Annotated in this window: 22 protein-coding genes and 1 tRNA gene; 17 read left to right on the top strand and 6 right to left on the bottom strand. The window is 58.0% G+C overall.

Going from position 1 to position 17577, the window contains the following annotated elements:
- Positions 1-168: 168 nt before the first annotated feature.
- Both FW800_RS09640 and FW800_RS09635 read left to right on the top strand, forming a co-directional pair.
- On the top strand, positions 169-600 hold the full coding sequence (locus FW800_RS09640) for a bleomycin resistance protein (RefSeq protein WP_078822266.1): 432 nt from the start codon (positions 169-171) through the stop codon (positions 598-600).
- 30 nt (positions 601-630) lie between these two features.
- Positions 631-1005 (top strand): c-type cytochrome, encoded by a 375-nt coding sequence (locus FW800_RS09635; RefSeq protein ID WP_078822265.1) that lies wholly within the window; start codon positions 631-633, stop codon positions 1003-1005.
- Between the two features lie 146 nt (positions 1006-1151).
- Here the strand turns inward: FW800_RS09635 and FW800_RS09630 are convergent, their stop codons facing one another.
- Positions 1152-1436, bottom strand: coding sequence for a barstar family protein (locus tag FW800_RS09630; protein WP_078822264.1), 285 nt, complete (start codon positions 1434-1436; stop codon positions 1152-1154).
- Between the two features lie 227 nt (positions 1437-1663).
- Between FW800_RS09630 and FW800_RS09625 the strand changes: the two genes are divergently transcribed.
- Together FW800_RS09625 and FW800_RS09620 are read left to right on the top strand one after the other, a co-directional pair.
- Positions 1664-2176, top strand: a complete 513-nt coding sequence (locus tag FW800_RS09625; RefSeq protein ID WP_446437487.1) for a type VI secretion system amidase effector protein Tae4 — start codon at positions 1664-1666, stop codon at positions 2174-2176.
- Positions 2173-2406: a hypothetical protein gene (locus tag FW800_RS09620; RefSeq protein WP_032879588.1), complete on the top strand. Its 234-nt coding sequence runs from the start codon at positions 2173-2175 to the stop codon at positions 2404-2406. Before FW800_RS09625 ends, FW800_RS09620 begins: the two co-directional genes overlap by 4 nt.
- A gap of 145 nt (positions 2407-2551) precedes the next feature.
- On the opposite strand, the gene FW800_RS09615 is transcribed toward FW800_RS09620, so the two are convergent.
- A complete protein-coding gene (locus tag FW800_RS09615) occupies positions 2552-2923 on the bottom strand; it encodes a PH domain-containing protein (protein WP_032879590.1) in 372 nt (123 codons plus the stop codon).
- 156 nt (positions 2924-3079) lie between these two features.
- Here FW800_RS09615 and FW800_RS09610 point away from each other — a divergent pair, with 156 nt between their 5' ends.
- Positions 3080-3715, top strand: coding sequence for a LysE family translocator (locus tag FW800_RS09610; RefSeq protein ID WP_032879592.1), 636 nt, complete (start codon positions 3080-3082; stop codon positions 3713-3715).
- 8 nt (positions 3716-3723) lie between these two features.
- Here FW800_RS09610 and FW800_RS09605 read toward each other — a convergent pair whose 3' ends face one another.
- Positions 3724-4416 (bottom strand): NBR1-Ig-like domain-containing protein, encoded by a 693-nt coding sequence (locus FW800_RS09605; protein WP_005791214.1) that lies wholly within the window; start codon positions 4414-4416, stop codon positions 3724-3726.
- Between the two features lie 229 nt (positions 4417-4645).
- Between FW800_RS09605 and FW800_RS09600 the strand changes: the two genes are divergently transcribed.
- Entirely contained in the window at positions 4646-5452 is an 807-nt protein-coding gene (locus tag FW800_RS09600; RefSeq protein ID WP_446437486.1) for a 2OG-Fe(II) oxygenase family protein, read from the top strand.
- Positions 5453-5478: 26 nt separating this feature from the next.
- Entirely contained in the window at positions 5479-6117 is a 639-nt protein-coding gene (locus tag FW800_RS09595) for a LysE/ArgO family amino acid transporter (protein WP_248129147.1), read from the top strand.
- Here the strand turns inward: FW800_RS09595 and FW800_RS09590 are convergent.
- The gene (locus tag FW800_RS09590; RefSeq protein ID WP_032879596.1) at positions 6088-6417 is read right to left on the bottom strand and encodes a hypothetical protein; all 330 of its coding nucleotides are present in this window, start codon (positions 6415-6417) and stop codon (positions 6088-6090) included. The two genes, FW800_RS09595 and FW800_RS09590, sit on opposite strands and share 30 nt — an antisense overlap.
- 87 nt (positions 6418-6504) lie before the next feature.
- Positions 6505-6589, bottom strand: a tRNA-Leu gene (locus FW800_RS09585).
- A 108-nt stretch (positions 6590-6697) separates the two neighbouring features.
- On the opposite strand from FW800_RS09585, the gene queA reads away from it, so the two are divergent.
- The 6 genes from queA to FW800_RS09555 all read left to right on the top strand — a co-directional run bounded on the left by queA (position 6698) and on the right by FW800_RS09555 (position 12772).
- The gene (gene queA, locus FW800_RS09580; protein WP_032879598.1) at positions 6698-7747 is read left to right on the top strand and encodes a tRNA preQ1(34) S-adenosylmethionine ribosyltransferase-isomerase QueA; all 1050 of its coding nucleotides are present in this window, start codon (positions 6698-6700) and stop codon (positions 7745-7747) included.
- Positions 7748-7752: 5 nt separating this feature from the next.
- Entirely contained in the window at positions 7753-8868 is a 1116-nt protein-coding gene (gene tgt, locus FW800_RS09575) for a tRNA guanosine(34) transglycosylase Tgt (RefSeq protein ID WP_032803964.1), read from the top strand.
- A 43-nt stretch (positions 8869-8911) separates the two neighbouring features.
- On the top strand, positions 8912-9250 hold the full coding sequence (gene yajC, locus FW800_RS09570; RefSeq protein ID WP_003175975.1) for a preprotein translocase subunit YajC: 339 nt from the start codon (positions 8912-8914) through the stop codon (positions 9248-9250).
- Between the two features lie 62 nt (positions 9251-9312).
- Complete coding sequence (gene secD, locus FW800_RS09565; protein WP_078822260.1) at positions 9313-11181, top strand: protein translocase subunit SecD; 1869 nt, start codon at positions 9313-9315, stop codon at positions 11179-11181.
- Positions 11182-11190: 9 nt separating this feature from the next.
- Positions 11191-12105 (top strand): protein translocase subunit SecF, encoded by a 915-nt coding sequence (gene secF / locus FW800_RS09560; RefSeq protein ID WP_446437485.1) that lies wholly within the window; start codon positions 11191-11193, stop codon positions 12103-12105.
- Positions 12106-12229: 124 nt separating this feature from the next.
- Positions 12230-12772, top strand: a complete 543-nt coding sequence (locus tag FW800_RS09555; protein ID WP_005791197.1) for a glycine zipper 2TM domain-containing protein — start codon at positions 12230-12232, stop codon at positions 12770-12772.
- Positions 12773-12996: 224 nt separating this feature from the next.
- Here the strand turns inward: FW800_RS09555 and suhB are convergent, their stop codons facing one another.
- Positions 12997-13812: a type III secretion system regulator SuhB gene (gene suhB, locus FW800_RS09550; RefSeq protein WP_005791195.1), complete on the bottom strand. Its 816-nt coding sequence runs from the start codon at positions 13810-13812 to the stop codon at positions 12997-12999.
- 145 nt (positions 13813-13957) lie between these two features.
- Here suhB and trmJ point away from each other — a divergent pair, with 145 nt between their 5' ends.
- The 4 genes from trmJ to FW800_RS09530 all read left to right on the top strand — a co-directional run bounded on the left by trmJ (position 13958) and on the right by FW800_RS09530 (position 17572).
- Positions 13958-14728: a tRNA (cytosine(32)/uridine(32)-2'-O)-methyltransferase TrmJ gene (gene trmJ, locus FW800_RS09545; protein WP_032879601.1), complete on the top strand. Its 771-nt coding sequence runs from the start codon at positions 13958-13960 to the stop codon at positions 14726-14728.
- Positions 14729-14730: 2 nt separating this feature from the next.
- Positions 14731-15513 carry a serine O-acetyltransferase gene (gene cysE / locus FW800_RS09540; RefSeq protein ID WP_446437484.1) on the top strand — a complete coding sequence of 261 codons (783 nt, stop codon included), beginning with the start codon at positions 14731-14733 and terminating at the stop codon, positions 15511-15513.
- Positions 15514-15815: 302 nt separating this feature from the next.
- Positions 15816-16307, top strand: a complete 492-nt coding sequence (iscR, locus tag FW800_RS09535; RefSeq protein WP_003194020.1) for a Fe-S cluster assembly transcriptional regulator IscR — start codon at positions 15816-15818, stop codon at positions 16305-16307.
- Between the two features lie 50 nt (positions 16308-16357).
- Positions 16358-17572, top strand: a complete 1215-nt coding sequence (locus FW800_RS09530; protein ID WP_003194019.1) for an IscS subfamily cysteine desulfurase — start codon at positions 16358-16360, stop codon at positions 17570-17572.
- Positions 17573-17577 lie beyond the last annotated feature (5 nt).

Raw genomic sequence — 17577 nt, 5'->3', positions numbered from 1 at the left:
ACCATCAGGGGTTCAGTAAGGTGGAGTGGGGGTTGGGTATATAGGTTCGATTGGATGTTTTTTAAACGATGGGTGGTCATTCGGCTGGTTCCAGCATGTGGTCTTGCCCCACGCCGTCAGCACGATAATCCGTTAAGGTAAGCGCCACTGCGACGTCCAAGGAATGCCATGTTTAAGCGTAATCCCCTCGTGCCAGAACTCATCGTTACCCACCTCGGTGCCAGCCTGGCATTCTGGGTTGACCAGTTGGGTTTCGGCATCGCCTATCAGCGCGCTGAAGAAGGCTTTGCCTACCTCGACCTGCACGGTGCGCAAATCATGCTGGAACAATACGAGCCGCACGCCGGGCAGTGGTTGACCGCGCCCTTGCAGCAGCCTTTCGGGCGTGGCATCAACTTGCAAATCGACGTGCCTGCCGTAGCGCCTATCTTGCGGCGCCTGTCGGAGATCGGCCGCCCGTTGTTCCGTAACGTCGAGGATGCCTGGTACCGCGCGGGCGACGTAGAGGCCGGGCAGCGCCAGTTCATCGTGCAAGACCCGGACGGTTATCTGGTGCGCCTGGTGGAACGGCTGGGGGAGCGGCCGTTCAAGCAGGCATAATTGACGGCAATAACCCATAGGGAGACCCTGATGAAGTACGTGTTATTGACTCTCGCCCTCACCGTTGTCGCTGCACCCGCGTTTGCAGCTGGCGACGCCGAAGCGGGCGGCAAACTCTTCACCAAGACCTGCGGCGGCTGCCACAGCATCGGTGAAGGTGCGCGCGGCGGTTTTGGGCCGCAGCTGAACGGCATTATCGGCCGACCTGCCGGTACGACCCCGGACTATCAGTATTCGGATGCGATGAAGAATTCGGGAGTGGTTTGGACGCGGGACAAACTGACGGCCTACATCGAAGACCCGAAATCGGTGGTAAGTGGGACGCGGATGATTTTCTGGGGAATCAGTGATCCGCAGAAGATTGAAAATATCCTGGCGTACTTAGATACATTCCAGCCCAAGTGAGCTGCCCAGGCTGACGGCTACCACCTGGCACAACGCGATCAGAAGGTGGCGGGGCTTGCCGTCATGCCAGTCAGTTAAGCGCAGGCTCCCACATTGAACTGGGTTCGGCTTAAGGTATCGCCGTCGGTTGTCATTAGGCTCAAGCATCAATAGCGAACCCGCGACGCAAGCTCCGGGTAATGGGTCGCAAGCTCAGCCAAGCACTGCCGCAGCATCTTGGCATCGTGGGGTAGGTGCTCTGAAAAAATATCCCAACCAGAAAACTCAAGCGTCTCCGGCATTTCTACCAAGCCGCTGATGGCGTCCCAAAAGGCATCCCAGTTTCGGCCATACCAGTTGGGGAAGTTGAGTGAAGTGCACAGTGTGGCGTGAAGTTCTTTGGGGTTTTGGATGCGGCTCAGGTCTATTTTGATGATGGATGATCGGGTCACTTGTGCACCATTTGCTGATTTACAGGCGCCTTGAATATAACCAGGACAAATGCACCCGTCCTCATGTTTCACAGCACGTGATTTTAGGCCTTTCATTAACATTATGAGCCTTGGCCTGCATCCAAAGCCTACACGCAAGTAGGACCGTTCTGATTTGCGCCTGACCTCAGTATTAGCGGCAAAGCGTTTGCTACGTTCGTGTGAAAAATACGCGATGGAAGCGCTTAATGCTGACGTTCAACTCCCTATGGAAAAACCATCCGGAAATCTTCGGAGACGCCGCCCCTTGTAGAACCAACGGCGCCAAAAATGTCAGTGACCAATGCGCCATTAACCTGGGCGTAGCACTGCGCAGGTCAGGCGCCGACCTGAGCAGGTTGAGAGGTGTGCGCTATTGTTGGCAGCATGCCAAGAGTGAGGGCCATGTGTTGGCAGCTGAGGAGATGGCCAAAGCTCTAAGTGACGCGAATATCCCCGGTTTGCAGCGCCCGAAGAAGATAAAACCTGAGGATTTCGAAGAGGTGTTGGCGGGGCAGCAAGGCATTATCTTTTTCAAAGACTTTTGGAGCCGAGGGAATGAGACGTCTGGCAATCGCAGTGGTGACCACATTGACCTTTGGAATGGGCGGCGGTTGACGAATTGGCTGAGTTATCCGCGTATTCAGTTGGGGTTTTCGATTGAGGGGACGTTCTCGGACTATCACGAGTCCAGGGAGATATGGTTTTGGAAAGTCATATGAAGGTGGTTAAGGGCGTGCTCTTTGTGATCGGGATGGTTGTGGTGGCGCTGACGGTGTTTAACGGATTGGTTGTGGCAGTGTCGGCTTATTTCGGGCCGTTTTATGAGGGGGATGCGCAACAGAATCGAAATTTTGGATTTTGGTTGGTGGGTAATGGGGTTGTGATGCTGGCTACGGTGTTGCTGGGAGTGGGTTGGTATCGCAGATATTTGCGCAGGCGTGGGGTGTGAGTTTTCAAGTGTTCGGCGGATCATGTATTCATGGGAGGGCGCAATCGGGAGCAAGCCCCCTCCCACATTATGATCTGGTACATCTGTTGAATCGTGTAGGCAAAAAAAGGCCTTGGTGCGCCAAGGTCTTTTTTTTGCCCAAGGTTCAGGTCAGCAGATGCTTTGATATCAGCCGCGAAATCTCCACAATCGAGGTTTTCCCAGTGAACTCGAACTTCACCTTCCCCAGCGACGAAAAGTAAATCTCCAGCTCCGAATCCAGATCAAACGTCCCTGACGTTTCCACCGAATACGCCACGATGTTTTTGTAAGGCAGCGAAGTGAAGTCCTTCTTGCTGCCGGTAATCCCCTGCACGTTCACTGCGATGATGCGCTTGGTGGTGAAGACCACGCCGTCGCGCATGGCCTTGTACGCGTCGACCACTTCTTCGCCGTCCATCAGCAGGGCCGAAACGCGTTCGGCGTATTCGTTGTTTTGTTTGAGCTTGAAGAAGCCTTTGTTGTTGAAGTCGATCATGTGCCTGTCCTGGTTGAAGGGTGCCGCTGGTGTATGGCGTTTTGCTCGCGGATCTGTATCTAACGGCTGAGCCTGCAAGGCTCTAGCATGGCGCGTAACACTACAGTGCTGGCGAAGGATTTTACGCCGGCAGCATAAAAATCCAGGAGTTAAACAATGCCCGATATATCCAGCTTGCTTGCCTACGGCCTGATTTCACTCGGCATGGTGCTCACGCCCGGGCCGAATATGATTTACCTGATTTCCCGCTCGATCTGCCAGGGGCGCACCGCAGGGCTGATCTCACTTGGCGGAGTGGCGCTGGGCTTTTTGATCTATATGGTGTGCGCGGCGCTGGGTATCACCGCGCTGGTGATGGCGGTGCCGCTTGCCTACGACGTGCTGCGGTTCGGCGGTGCGCTGTATCTGGTGTACCTGGCGTGGCAGGCGGTCAAGCCGGGCGGGCGTTCACCGTTTCAGGTGCGGGACTTGCCCAAGGACAGCCCGCGCAAGTTGTTCACCATGGGCGTGGTGACCAACCTGCTCAATCCCAAGGTGGCGGTGATGTATCTGTCGCTGCTGCCCCAGTTCATTGAACCGAACGGCCATGGCAGCGTGCTGTTGCAATCGTTGGTGTTGGGCTCTCTGCAGATTTTCATCAGCGTCAGCGTCAATGCGGTGATTGCTTGTATGGCCGGCTCCATCGCGGTGTTCTTCGTGACTCGGCCGGGGTGGCAGGTGGTGCAGCGCTGGGTGATGGGGTCAGTGTTGATGGGGTTGGCAGTACGGATGGCGGTGGAAGGGCGCAAATAAGGCTGCTTTCAGCGTGCCATGACGTTGACAATCACATGCAGGATGAATGCAGGTCCATAGCAGGGGCGCCCGTGTTCATCTTCGATACGCCATATCGAAGTGACCGTGCAGGTCTCTTTCGGCGCTCCAAACTCTACGGTGATATGCACCGGTTGGCCGGGCAGGGTTTCGGCAATCGGTACCTCGTTGTTAAGGCTGCGCAGGTGGCTGTCCATCACCACTTCCAGGGGCTCGCCTGTAGCCGTGCGACGGGCGATGACGTATTCACCGTCCACTCGAACCAATCGTCGACCGCGCCAGGGGCGGGTACCGACGTTCTGGATCTCCCAGGTTTTCTGAAACGTTTCGCCAGGCAGCACGACGGTTTGGTCGGGCGTGGTGACGTCGGCGTTAAACACCACAATGTCGCCAAGATCATGCAGGCCGATGGCTCGGTTGGTGGTTGCCATTGAATGGGTATCGACCGGTGCGCCTGCCAAATCGGCGAAGTAGCGGAACAGCAATAGCGGGGACACCTGCAGCGCCTTGGCCAGTTTGATCAGGGTGCGTACCGAGGGATCCTGTGAAATGCCACCCGCTAAACCGTAAAGATAGGTACGCGAAATACCGGCTTCCTTGGCCAGGGTTGTCATGGATTTGCCCAGTTCCCGGCTGCGTCGTACGACCAGTGCTCGGAGCGTGTCGCGGGTTTTGATGCTCATATCCGTACGTTGATCCCCGTCCTTGAAAAATCATCATCTTGTTCGCCAAAAAGGACAACTTGCTCGCCGTTGCGTGTAGTGAGCCCTGCACACTCGCAACCTGCTAGCGCCGTTGTGAAGGACATGGATCGGTCCCTTTCTGTTTGGCTATATCCAGTGTCGCGGTTTCTCGCATGCTTGCGAACCTAGTGTGTGTTGCATTCCTTTACAACTATCTTTGGGTATAGCTATGTCTCGATTTAAAACATGCTGCGAATTCATAGCCCGATCAGGCTTTGGCATCCTGCAAATTCCTGATGCGATGTTGCAGGACTACAAAAAGATCATCGATGGGTATTCGGCCATTCCCCAGGCCATCAAGGATGAATTTTCCTTTGCCCAGGACACGGATGGGTTTTTCCCTTTTGGCGCCGAGTACTCCCTTGCCGAGGATCACCCTGACCTGTGCGAGCGGTTTTGTTACTGGCCCGCGCACGCTTCAAAAAGAACCGCTTTCGAATTCACCCGAAGTACTTTCGTTGCCGCAGTCGGCAGTTTTGAACGACAGATGAGCGAGTTGGCCCAGGGGGTGATGGATGGCATTTGCGAGGAATTTGGCGTGGCACCCTTGGCCCCCTTTCGCGCGGCATCGTATATCCAGTTGTGTGTCTACGGTCCACAGGCCAAAGACCATTCTCGTAAATTTGCTCAAGATCCTCATGAAGACGGGCATATGCTTTCGTTTATCAAGCCTACCCGCGAAGGGCTGGTCTTGATGAAGGGACGATCGTTGGAACCTGTACGCCTTCTGGAGAACGAGGTTGCGGTGCTGGCGGGCTCCTTGCTGACAGAGCTCTCCGATCATGCCGTGCCTGCCGCCTACCATGCTGTACTTGCACCCAGCAAACCGGTCGCCAGAAGCTCATTGATTTACTTTGCAAACCCCAATCCGGATCAGTTGCTGACGACCTTTTACCGCCAGAAACCCCTTGACCTGGGCAGCACGGTGAATGCTCGTCATACCGGTTTCGGTAATCAGCCGATTCAACTGCGCTAAATAGTCCTGGAGGGCTCGAACAGTCCATGTTTCTTCACTTCAATGCCCTTTACATCGAAGGTTTGCTCTTGGGCATCGGACTGTTCGCCGCCCCAGGCCCGAAAGACACCCTGGTGATCCGCCAAGGTGTCGGTCGCGGGCCGATCTGGGGCGTTGTCGCCATTTGCGTATTGGCCGATATTTTCCTGATCGCTTTCGGGGTCACGGGTTTAGGGTCGTTATTGGGAAGTCGGCCTGAGGTGATGGCGCTATTGCTATTGTCCGGAGCGGCCTATCTGCTTTGGTTTGGTGGCCAGCGTCTGTTGGCTTGTATCCGGGATCAGTCCATGCCGGATGCTCAAGGCGGCAATTCGCAAAGAGGGCTGTTGCGCTCGGCGGTCATACTCGGCTTTGCCAACCCTTATGCATGGCTGGATACCGTGGTGCTGATTGGTTCTATCGGGGCCACGAAACCTGCGGGCCAACAGGCACTGTTCGCGACAGGCGCCATGACGGCATCACTCGTGTGGTTCGTGGTGTTGGCGCTGTGCTGTCAGCGGTTGACAGTATTGTTTCGCAAGCCAGCGGTCTGGCGTTGGCTGGATGCAGGAGTGGCGGTATTGATGGTGTACCTGGCCGTTATGCTGATCACGGATTCATTGCACATCTTTCAGATAGCCCTTTAGAACGGTCAGCGGGCAGATCAACTCATCAAGGTGAGAGATGTTTTGCACAGGGGTGGATAGCTTTAGCAATTCACGCCCGAGCACGCTGTCCGCTCCACCCAATGCAATCAACGCCTGGGTGATGCACTCATCGAGCTTCAACTGGATCTCAGCCAGGTTTCCCTGGCGCACCAACAACCCAAACACTTCACGCTCATAGCCATCCATTGCAGGATCATCGCGCAGCAGCGGGCTGCCGTCCTCGGTTTCATGCGCCAGCTTCAGGGCGAACAGTGCAACCGCTTCAAGCATCAATTCCATGGTCTCGCTAACCCCCCCCACTGCCACGCCCGGCACTTTTTCACAGGCGAAAAAAAAGACCTTGAATTTCAAGGTCTTTCTTTAAGATGGTGCCCCGAGGGAGACTCGAACTCCCACTCCTTTCGAAAACGGATTTTGAATCCGCCGCGTCTACCAATTCCGCCATCAGGGCTCAATGGCGGCGAAGTATAGAGATGAGATTACCGTTGGTCAATCACGTTTCATGGTCTATTTTCACTATTTCCGCTAGACTTCCCGGCCCTGCTAGACGAACCCCATCATGCGCGTTGCTGACTTTACTTTTGAGCTCCCTGATTCGCTGATCGCTCGCCACCCTTTGGCCGAGCGTCGCGCCAGTCGACTGCTGACCCTGGACGGGGTCAGCGGTGCCCTCGCACACCGTCAATTCACTGATTTGCTTGAGCATTTGCGCCCGGGCGATTTGATGGTTTTCAACAACACCCGGGTGATTCCGGCGCGGCTGTTCGGCCAGAAAGCTTCCGGCGGCAAGCTGGAAATTCTGGTGGAGCGGGTGCTGGACAGCCATCGTGTGCTGGCCCATGTGCGCTCCAGCAAGTCGCCCAAGCCGGGTTCGAGCATCCTCATTGATGGCGGTGGCGAAGCCGAGATGGTGGCGCGCCACGATGCCTTGTTCGAGCTCAAGTTTGCCGAAGAAGTGCTGCCGTTGCTGGATCGGGTCGGCCATATGCCGTTGCCTCCTTATATAGACCGCCCTGACGAAGATGCGGACCGCGAGCGCTATCAGACGGTGTACTCACAGCGCCTCGGCGCTGTAGCGGCGCCGACTGCCGGGCTGCATTTCGACCAGCCGCTGCTGGATGCGATTGCCGCCAAGGGCGTCGAGACGGCCTATGTGACGCTGCACGTGGGGGCCGGTACGTTTCAGCCGGTGCGTGTGGAGAACATCGAAGACCACCACATGCACAGCGAATGGCTGGAGGTCAGCCAGGACGTCGTGGACGCGGTCAATGCGTGCAAGGCGCGCGGCGGGCGAGTGGTGGCCGTGGGCACCACCAGCGTACGATCACTTGAAAGTGCGGCGCGTGATGGTGTGCTCAAGCCGTTCAGTGGTGACACCGATATCTTTATTTTCCCGGGCCGGCCATTCCATGTGGTCGATTGCCTGGTCACCAATTTCCATTTGCCCGAATCCACGCTCTTGATGCTGGTGTCGGCATTTGCCGGTTACCCGCAAACCATGGCTGCTTACCAGGCCGCCATCGCCAACGAGTACCGTTTTTTCAGCTACGGTGATGCGATGTTTATCACCCGTAACCCGGCGCCACGCGGCCCAGAGGAACAACTATGAGTCGTATGTCGTTTGAATTGTTGGCCACCGACGGCAAGGCCCGTCGCGGTCGCCTGACCTTCCCGCGCGGCACCGTGGAGACCCCGGCGTTCATGCCGGTCGGCACCTACGGCACCGTCAAGGGCATGTTGCCGCGCGACATTGTCGCTACCGGTGCCGAGATTATCCTCGGCAACACCTTCCACCTGTGGCTGCGCCCGGGCACGGAAGTGATCAAAAAGCACGGCGATCTGCATGACTTCATGAAATGGCAAGGCCCGATCCTCACCGACTCCGGTGGTTTCCAGGTATTCAGCCTGGGCGCCATGCGCAAGATCAAGGAGGAGGGCGTGACCTTCGCTTCGCCGGTGGACGGTGCCAAGGTGTTCATGGGCCCGGAAGAGTCGATGCAGGTGCAACGTGACCTGGGCTCCGACATCGTGATGATTTTCGACGAATGCACGCCGTACCCGGCTGACGAAGACGTAGCGCGCATCTCCATGGAGCTGTCCCTGCGTTGGGCCCAGCGCTCGAAGAACGCCCATGGTGACAACACCGCGGCCCTGTTCGGGATTGTCCAGGGCGGGATGCACGAAAGCCTGCGTAAACGCTCGCTGGAAGGCCTCGACAAGATCGGCTTCGACGGCCTGGCCATCGGCGGTTTGTCGGTGGGCGAGCCCAAGCACGAAATGATCAAGGTGCTCGACTACCTGCCGGGCCTGATGCCCGCTGACAAACCTCGTTACCTTATGGGCGTTGGCAAACCGGAAGATCTCGTAGAGGGTGTGCGCCGCGGTGTGGACATGTTCGATTGCGTGATGCCAACCCGTAATGCCCGCAATGGGCATCTGTTCATCGATACAGGCGTGCTCAAGATCCGTAACGCGTTCCATCGCCATGATGATTCGCCGCTGGATCCCACCTGTGACTGCTACACCTGCCAGAACTTCTCCCGTGCCTATCTGCATCATCTGGACAAGTGCGGGGAAATGCTGGGTAGCATGTTGAATACCATCCACAATTTGCGTCACTACCAAGTCCTGATGGCTGGTTTGCGCGAGGCTATTCAACAGGGTACATTGGCCGCCTTCGTCGATGCCTTCTATGCCAAGCGCGGGCTCCCTGTGCCGCCCTTGGACTGAGTTTTCCGACCCTAAGATTCACTATTTGCAACTGGAGTGCTAAATGAGCTTTTTTATCTCTAACGCCATGGCTGACGCCGCTGCGCCTGCTGCTGCCGGCCCTATGGGCGGTGGTTTCGAGTGGATTTTCCTGGTCGGCTTCCTGGTCATCTTCTACCTGATGATCTGGCGTCCACAGGCCAAGCGCGCCAAAGAGCAGAAAAACCTGCTGGGCAGCCTGCAAAAAGGCGACGAAGTCGTGACCACTGGCGGCATCGCCGGCAAGATCACCAAGGTTTCCGATGCTTTCGTGGTACTGGAAGTCTCCGACACCGTAGAAATGAAGTTCCAGAAGGGCGCCATCGCCGCCACGCTGCCTAAGGGCACGCTCAAAGCGATCTAAGTAACAACCTTTACCAATCGACGGGGCGCGCAAGGCGCCCCGCGTTATAAGCGGGCGGCGTGATGCTGAACAAATACCCTCTGTGGAAATACGTACTGATCCTGGCGGTGCTGGCGATCGGTTTTATTTATTCCGCTCCCAATCTCTATCCTGATGACCCGGCGATCCAGATCTCTGGCGCCAGCACTTCGCTGCAGGTCAATCAGGCTGATCTGGAACGCGCTAGCAAAGCGCTGACTGACGCGGGCATCCAGGTTAAAGCGGCAACCTTGGCAGCTGGTTCCAAAGGCGGCTTGTTGCGCCTGACCAAGCAAGAAGACCAATTGCCGGCCAAGGACGTTGTACGCAAGGTCATGGGTGACGACTACGTCGTTGCATTGAACCTGGCACAGACCACGCCTCAATGGCTGCGCAGCATTGGCGCGCACCCGATGAAGCTGGGCCTGGACTTGTCCGGTGGCGTGCACTTCCTGCTGGAAGTCGACATGGACAAGGCCCTCGACGCGCGTCTGAAAGTCTATGAAGGCGACGTGAAGAGCCTGCTGCGCAAAGAGAAACTGCGTTATCGCAGCTTGCCGCAGCTCAACGGTGCCATCCAGTTGGGTTTCGCTGACGAAGCTTCCCGCGAGCAGGCCCGTGCGCTGATCCGCAAGAATTTCAATGACTTCGACATCGTTCCGGCCGACTTGAATGGTCAGGCTGTGTTGCGCCTGGCGATGAGCCCGGCCAAGATCGCCGAGATCCGCGAGTACTCCATCAAGCAGAACTTGACCACGGTACGTAACCGCGTCAACGAGCTGGGTGTGGCCGAGCCGATCGTGCAGCGCCAGGGCGCCAACCGTATCGTGGTTGAGTTGCCGGGCGTACAGGACACTGCTGAAGCCAAGCGTATCCTGGGTAAAACCGCCAACCTGGAATTCCGCCTTGCAGCTGATCCGGGTGCCACTCGTGCGACCTCCGAAGAGTTCGAGTTCCGCGAGGGCAATCGTCCTCCTGCGTTGATCGAGCGTGGCTTGATCATCACTGGTGACCAGGTGACCGACGCCAAGGCTGGTTTCGGCGAGCACGGCACCCCTGAAGTGAACATCCGCCTGGATGGTCACGGTGGCGAGCTGATGAGCCGCGCCACGCGCAGCAACGTCGGTCGCAGCATGGCGGTGATCTTCATCGAGCAGCGCCCCGTTACCACCTATACCAAGCAGATGGTCAACGGCGTCGAGAAAGACGTGCCGGTGCAGACCTTCAAGGAAGAGAAAAAGATCATCAGCCTGGCGACCATCCAGTCGCCGCTGGGTGCGCAGTTCCGCATCACTGGCTTGAACGGCCAGGGTGAGTCCTCCGAGCTGGCGCTGCTGCTGCGTGCTGGTGGCCTGGCGGCGCCGATGTACTTCGCTGAAGAACGTACCATCGGCCCGAGCCTGGGTGCCGACAACATCACCAAGGGTGTGGATGCGGCGCTGTGGGGCATGTTGTTCGTGTCGCTGTTCATCATCGCCATCTACCGCTTCTTCGGCGTTATCGCCACCGTCGCACTGGCGGGCAACATGGTGATGCTGCTGGCGCTGATGTCGCTGCTGGGCGCGACGCTGACCTTGCCGGGTATCGCCGGTATCGTGCTGACCATGGGTATGGCGGTTGACGCCAACGTGCTGATCTTCTCGCGTATCCGTGAAGAGATCGCCGCCGGCATGACCGTACAGCGTGCTATCAACGAAGGCTTCGGCCGGGCATTTACCGCGATTCTCGACTCCAACTTGACCACTTTGCTGGTCGGCGGGATTCTCTTTGCCATGGGCACCGGCCCCGTCAAAGGTTTTGCGGTGACCATGTCCCTGGGTATCTTTACCTCGATGTTCACGGCCATCATGGTGACCCGCGCAATGGTCAACCTGATCTTTGGCGGGCGTGACTTCAAGAAGTTGTGGATTTAAGGGGCTGCCATGTTACGTACAATCAACTTCATGGGCGTTCGCAATGTTGCGTTCGGCGTCACCGTGCTCCTTACCGTTCTGGCGTTGTTCAGCTGGTTCCATAAGGGCCTGAACTACGGGCTGGACTTCACCGGCGGTACGCTCATCGAGCTGACCTACGAGAAGCCGGCCGATGTCTCCCTGGTGCGCAATGAGCTGGTCAAGGCCGGTTATCATGAGGCGGTGGTGCAGAGCTTCGGCGCCACCACTGACCTGCTGGTGCGTATGCCTGGCGAAGACCCGCAACTGGGTCACCAGGTAGCGGAGGCCTTGCAGAAGGTCGGCGGCGACAACCCGGCATCGGTCAAGCGCGTCGAGTTCGTCGGCCCGCAGGTCGGTGAAGAGCTGCGCGACCAGGGCGGCCTCGGCATGCTGATGGCGCTGGTCGGCATCATGATCTACCTGGCCTTCCGCTTTCAGTGGAAGTTCGGTGTCGGCGCCATTGTGTCGCTGATCCACGACGTGATCGTGACCGTGGGGATCCTGGCCTACTTCCAGATCACCTTCGACCTGACCGTATTGGCGGCCGTGCTGGCGATCATTGGTTACTCGCTCAACGACACCATCGTGGTATTCGACCGGGTTCGTGAGAACTTCCGGGTGCTGCGCAAGGCGACATTGATCGAGAACATCAACATCTCCACCACCCAGACGCTGCTGCGGACCATGGCGACGTCGATCTCCACCTTGCTGGCGATCGCCGCGCTGATGATCTTCGGGGGCGACAACCTGTGGGGCTTCTCGCTGGCGCTGTTCATCGGTGTTCTGGCGGGTACCTACTCGTCGATCTACATTGCCAACGTGGTGCTGATCTGGCTCAACCTCAACAGCGAAGACTTGATCCCTCCTGCTGCTACTGGCAAGGAGGTCGACGACCGCCCTTGATGGGCGTTAGTTGATCGGCTGTTACAAGAAGGGCGCGAGTATTGAACTCGCGCCTTTTTTTTTGCTCCAAGGCTGGGTATAGCGCGGATCTTTCGATCCGTTTGTGATGGTCAGGAGGTTCAACGTGAACAAGTCGTTGCTGGTTGGTGCGGTATTGGGTGCTGTCGGTGTGACTGCCGGGGGTGCTGTTGCCACCTACAGCCTGGTAAAAAGCGGCCCTGAGTATGCGCAAGTACTGGCGGTACAGCCGGTTAAAACCCAGATCAAAACCCCGCGTGAGGTCTGCAAGGACGTCACTGTGACCCGGCAACGTCCGGTGCAGGATCAACATCAAATCGCCGGTACCGTGGTCGGCGCCCTTGCAGGTGGCCTGTTGGGTAACCAGATCGGTGGCGGTAATGGTAAGAAGCTGGCCACCGTGGCCGGTGCGGTTGGTGGCGGTTACGCCGGTAACAAGGTTCAGGAAGGCATGCAGAACCGTGATACCTACACCACCACGCAAACCCGCTGTAACACTGTTAACGACATCAGCGACAAGGTTGTCGGTTATGACGTGCGTTACAACCTGGATGGCAAGGAAGGGACTGTGCGTATGGAGCGTGATCCAGGCGGCCAGATTCCGGTGGATAAGGAAGGGCGTCTGATCCTCGGTCAGAACCAGCAGTAATCCCGGGCCTGGCACTGATTCAAAGCTCTGGTGTATTTCAAAATGTGGGAGGGGGCTTGCCCCCGATTGCAGTGGGTCAGTACCTGATTAGCTGGCTGACCCACCGCCATCGGGGACAAGCCCCCTCCCACATTTGATATGTATTGCTGCTGATTCACGGGTCTGGCACAAATCCCAGGCATAAAAAAAGCACCCCTGAGGGTGCTTTTTTTGTGCTCGCTCGCTTAACGCTTCAGCGAAGCCGGCAGGTGCGGCTGGATCGCCGTCAGTACGGCCTTGAAGCATTTGGTGTTGCCGGCAACCACGTGGCCTTTCTCCAGGAAGTCGTGACCGCCGGTGAAATCGCTCACCAGGCCGCCTGCTTCCTGGATCAGCAGGGCGCCTGCTGCCATGTCCCACTCGGACAGGCCCGATTCCCAGAATGCATCGAAACGACCGGCGGCGACATAGGCCAGGTCCAGGCTGGCTGCACCGGCGCGGCGGATACCGGCGGTCTGGCCAACCAGGGCACGGAACATGCCCAGGTAGTTTTCCAGGTTGTCCATCTGGTCGTCACGGAACGGGAAGCCGGTGCCCAGCAGGGCGCCTTCCAGGCTGGTGCGACCGCTGACGCGCAAGCGACGACCATTGAGCTGGGCGCCACGGCCACGGCTGGCGGTGAACTCTTCCTGGCGCACCGGATCCAGCACAACAGCGTGTTCCAGGCGGCCACGGTATTTGCAGGCGATGCTCACGGCAAAGTGCGGGATGCCGCGCAGGAAGTTGGTGGTGCCATCCAGTGGGTCGATGATCCACAGGTAGTCTTCGCCTTCGCCGCTACCTTTGTGCAGGCCGGTTTCTTCGCCGAGGATGCCGTGGGTAGGGTAGGCCTTGCGCAGGGCGTCGATGATCTTCTGTTCGGCGGCGCGATCCACCTCGGATACATAATCCTTGGCGTCTTTTTCGTCGACCTTGATGGTATCCAGGCGCTCGATGGAGCGGAAGATCAATTCGCTGGCGCTGCGGGCGGCGCGCAGCGCGATATTCAGCATGGGCTGCATGGATGTGTCACCTAAGGTTGTTAAAGAAAGCCGGGCATTCTAGCAGAAACTTTCCTCAGGTGAAGGACGACGTTAGCTTTCATGGCATAACCTTAGGCTGTTCTGTAAGATTTGCTCCCCTTTCCCGTGTCCGAGAGCGCCTCCCTTGCTGCAAAACATTCGTGTCGTCTTGGTCAATACCAGTCATCCCGGCAATATCGGCGGGGTGGCGCGAGCCATGAAAAACATGGGGCTGACGCGCCTGGTGCTGGTCGAACCGCGGGTGTTCCCGCACCACGAGGCCGATGCCCGTGCATCCGGCGCCAATGACCTGCTGGCAAACGCCCAGATCGTCGCCACCCTGGAAGAGGCTCTGGTCGGCTGCAACCTGGTGCTCGGCACCAGCGCTCGCGATCGGCGTATCCCCTGGCCGCTGCTGGATCCGCGTGAGTGCGGCACCAAAGTGGTGGAAGAGGCCATCGGCGGTGCCGAAATTGCCTTGGTATTTGGCCGTGAAGATTCCGGCCTCACCAACGAAGAGCTGCAGCGATGTCATTATCACGTGCATATCCCCTCAGACCCTGAGTTCAGCTCGCTGAACCTCGGGGCGGCGGTGCAAGTGTTGACGTACGAAGTGCGCATGGCCTGGCTGGCTGCTGCCGGCCAGCCGAGCAAAGTGGAAAAGGACGAAGTGGCGTCGACCAAAAGTGGTGAGCTGGCCACCATGGACGAGCTGGAGCGGTTCTATGAGCACCTGGAGCAAACCCTGGTGGCCATCGAATTCCTCGATCCTGAAAAGCCACGGCACTTGATGGCGCGCCTGCGTCGTTTGTACGGTCGCAGCTCGGTGAGCCGGGCGGAGATGAATATATTGCGTGGCATCCTCACGGAAACCCAGAAAGCGGCCCGTGGTGAGCTTCTTAAGCGGAAGGATTAAAAATGTTCGAGCGTTTGCGAGAAGATATCCAGAGTGTTTTCCATCGTGACCCGGCGGCGCGCAACGCCTTTGAAGTGCTGACCTGCTATCCGGGCCTGCACGCGATCTGGATTCACCGCCTGTCCGGCGCCTTGTGGGGCATGGGCTGGAAATGGCTGGCGCGATTGGTGTCGAACTTCGGTCGCTGGCTGACCGGCATCGAGATTCACCCTGGCGCCAAGGTCGGTCGCCGCTTCTTCATCGATCACGGCATGGGCATCGTGATTGGCGAGACCGCCGAGATTGGTGATGACGTGACGCTGTACCAGGGTGTGACCCTGGGCGGCACCACTTGGAATAAAGGCAAGCGCCACCCGACCCTGGAAAATGGCGTAGTGGTAGGGGCGGGCGCCAAGGTATTGGGGCCGTTTACCGTGGGCGCCGGCGCCAAGGTAGGCTCCAATGCCGTGGTGACCAAGGCTGTACCTGCTGGCGCCACCGTGGTGGGTATTCCGGGTCGCATCATCGTCAAGCCGGAAGTCGGCGACGAGCAGGAGGCCAAGCGCAAGGCCATGGCCGAGAAGATCGGTTTTGACGCCTATGGCGTCAGCGAAGACATGCCCGATCCGGTGGCTCGCGCCATTGGTCAGCTGCTTGATCATCTGCAAGCAGTGGACGCCAAGCTGGACGGTATGTGTGGTGCGCTGAAGGATCTGGGCAGCCCATACTGTGCGAAGGATCTGCCTGAGTTGCGCGAAGAGGACTTCGCCGAGATCAAGGACGAGGCCGCCACCAAGGCAAGCTGAAGTCCCAAGGCTGCCAGAGATCCCTGTGGGAGGGGGCTTGCTCCCGATAACGGTGGGTCAGCTAACTGATAAGTGACTGACATTCAGTCATCGGGAGCAAGCCCCCCTCCCACATTTTGATCTCCATTGGTCTCGAGATCTCTGCCAGGCCCTGTTCCTGCTGTTCGACCCCACCCCATCCTGCTATGATTCGCGCGCCCTTTTTACGGGTATTCCTGACTAAAGTACTAGGTCTTATAGTTGACTTAAATACTCGGGAATCGCATACTTGCTCCCATTCTGAAACACCTTGGTACTTGTCCATGAGACTGACTACAAAAGGCCGATACGCGGTGACCGCCATGCTTGACCTGGCCCTGCACGCGCAAACTGGGCCGGTGTCCCTGGCCGATATCTCCGAGCGCCAAGGCATTTCCCTGTCCTACCTCGAGCAGCTGTTCGCCAAATTGCGCCGCAGCAATCTGGTTTCCAGCGTTCGCGGTCCAGGCGGTGGCTATCAATTGTCCCGCGACATGCAGGGCATCCAGGTGGCCCAGGTGATCGACGCGGTCAACGAATCCGTCGATGCCACCAAATGCCAGGGTTTGGGTGATTGCCACGCCGGCGACACCTGCCTGACACACCACTTGTGGTGTGACTTGAGCCTGCAGATCCATGAGTTTTTGAGTGGTATCAGCTTGGCTGATCTTGTGACTCGCCGTGAGGTGCAAGAAGTAGCCCAGCGTCAGGACCAGCGCCGTTGCAATACCAAGGCGCCGCGTCTGGACAAGATCGAAGCGTCCGCCGTCGAGTGACAGCCGAAGAGCTAACGGCGTGCCAGCCAGCCTGATTTAGGAGAAAGTCCATGAAATTGCCGATTTACCTTGATTACTCAGCGACCACCCCGGTTGATCCGCGTGTTGCGCAAAAAATGAGCGAATGCCTGCTGGTTGACGGAAACTTCGGCAACCCGGCCTCCCGTTCCCACGTATTCGGCTGGAAGGCCGAGGAAGCGGTCGAGAACGCGCGTCGCCAGGTCGCTGATCTGGTCAACGCCGACCCGCGTGAAATCGTCTGGACGTCCGGTGCTACCGAGTCCGACAACCTGGCTATCAAGGGTGCGGCGCATTTCTACGCAACCAAGGGCAAGCACCTGATCACCACCAAGATTGAGCACAAGGCTGTCCTCGACACCATGCGCCAACTGGAGCGTGAAGGTTTCGAGGTGACTTACCTTGAGCCCACCACCGACGGTATCGTCACCCCTGCGATGATCGAAGCCGCGATGCGTGAAGACACCATCCTGGTTTCCGTGATCCACGTGAACAACGAAATCGGTACCATCAACGACATCGCCGCCATCGGCGAGCTGACGCGCTCCAAGGGTGTGTTGCTACACGTCGACGCTGCTCAGTCTACCGGCAAGGTCGATATCGACCTGTCCAAGCTGAAAGTCGACCTGATGTCGTTCTCGGCCCACAAGACTTACGGCCCTAAAGGCATCGGCGCTCTCTACGTCAGCCGCAAGCCACGCGTGCGCATCGAAGCGACCATGCACGGTGGCGGCCACGAACGCGGCATGCGTTCGGGCACCCTGGCGACCCACCAGATCGTCGGCATGGGTGAAGCCTTCCGCGTAGCCAAGGAAGACATGGCTGCCGAAAACGTACGTATCAAGGCCCTGAGTGATCGCTTCTACAAGCAGGTCGAGAACCTTGAAGAGCTGTACATCAACGGCAGCATGACTGCCCGTGTACCGCACAACCTGAATTTGAGCTTCAACTATGTCGAAGGCGAGTCGCTGATCATGGCGCTCAAGGACCTGGCGGTCTCGTCCGGTTCGGCCTGTACCTCGGCATCCCTTGAGCCTTCGTATGTATTGCGCGCCCTGGGCCGCAACGACGAACTGGCACACAGCTCGATCCGCTTTACGTTCGGCCGCTTCACCACTGAAGAGCAAGTCGACTATGCCGCGCAGAAGGTCTGCGAAGCCGTCAACAAGCTGCGCGTTCTGTCGCCGCTGTGGGACATGTACAAAGACGGTGTCGACATTTCCAAGATCGAGTGGGCGGCACACTAAATATA

It is taken from the genome of Pseudomonas sp. 910_23 (genome assembly GCF_052850795.1).
The sequence above is the reverse complement of the archived record's forward strand: the minus strand, read 5'-3'. Positions and strand labels throughout refer to the sequence as shown.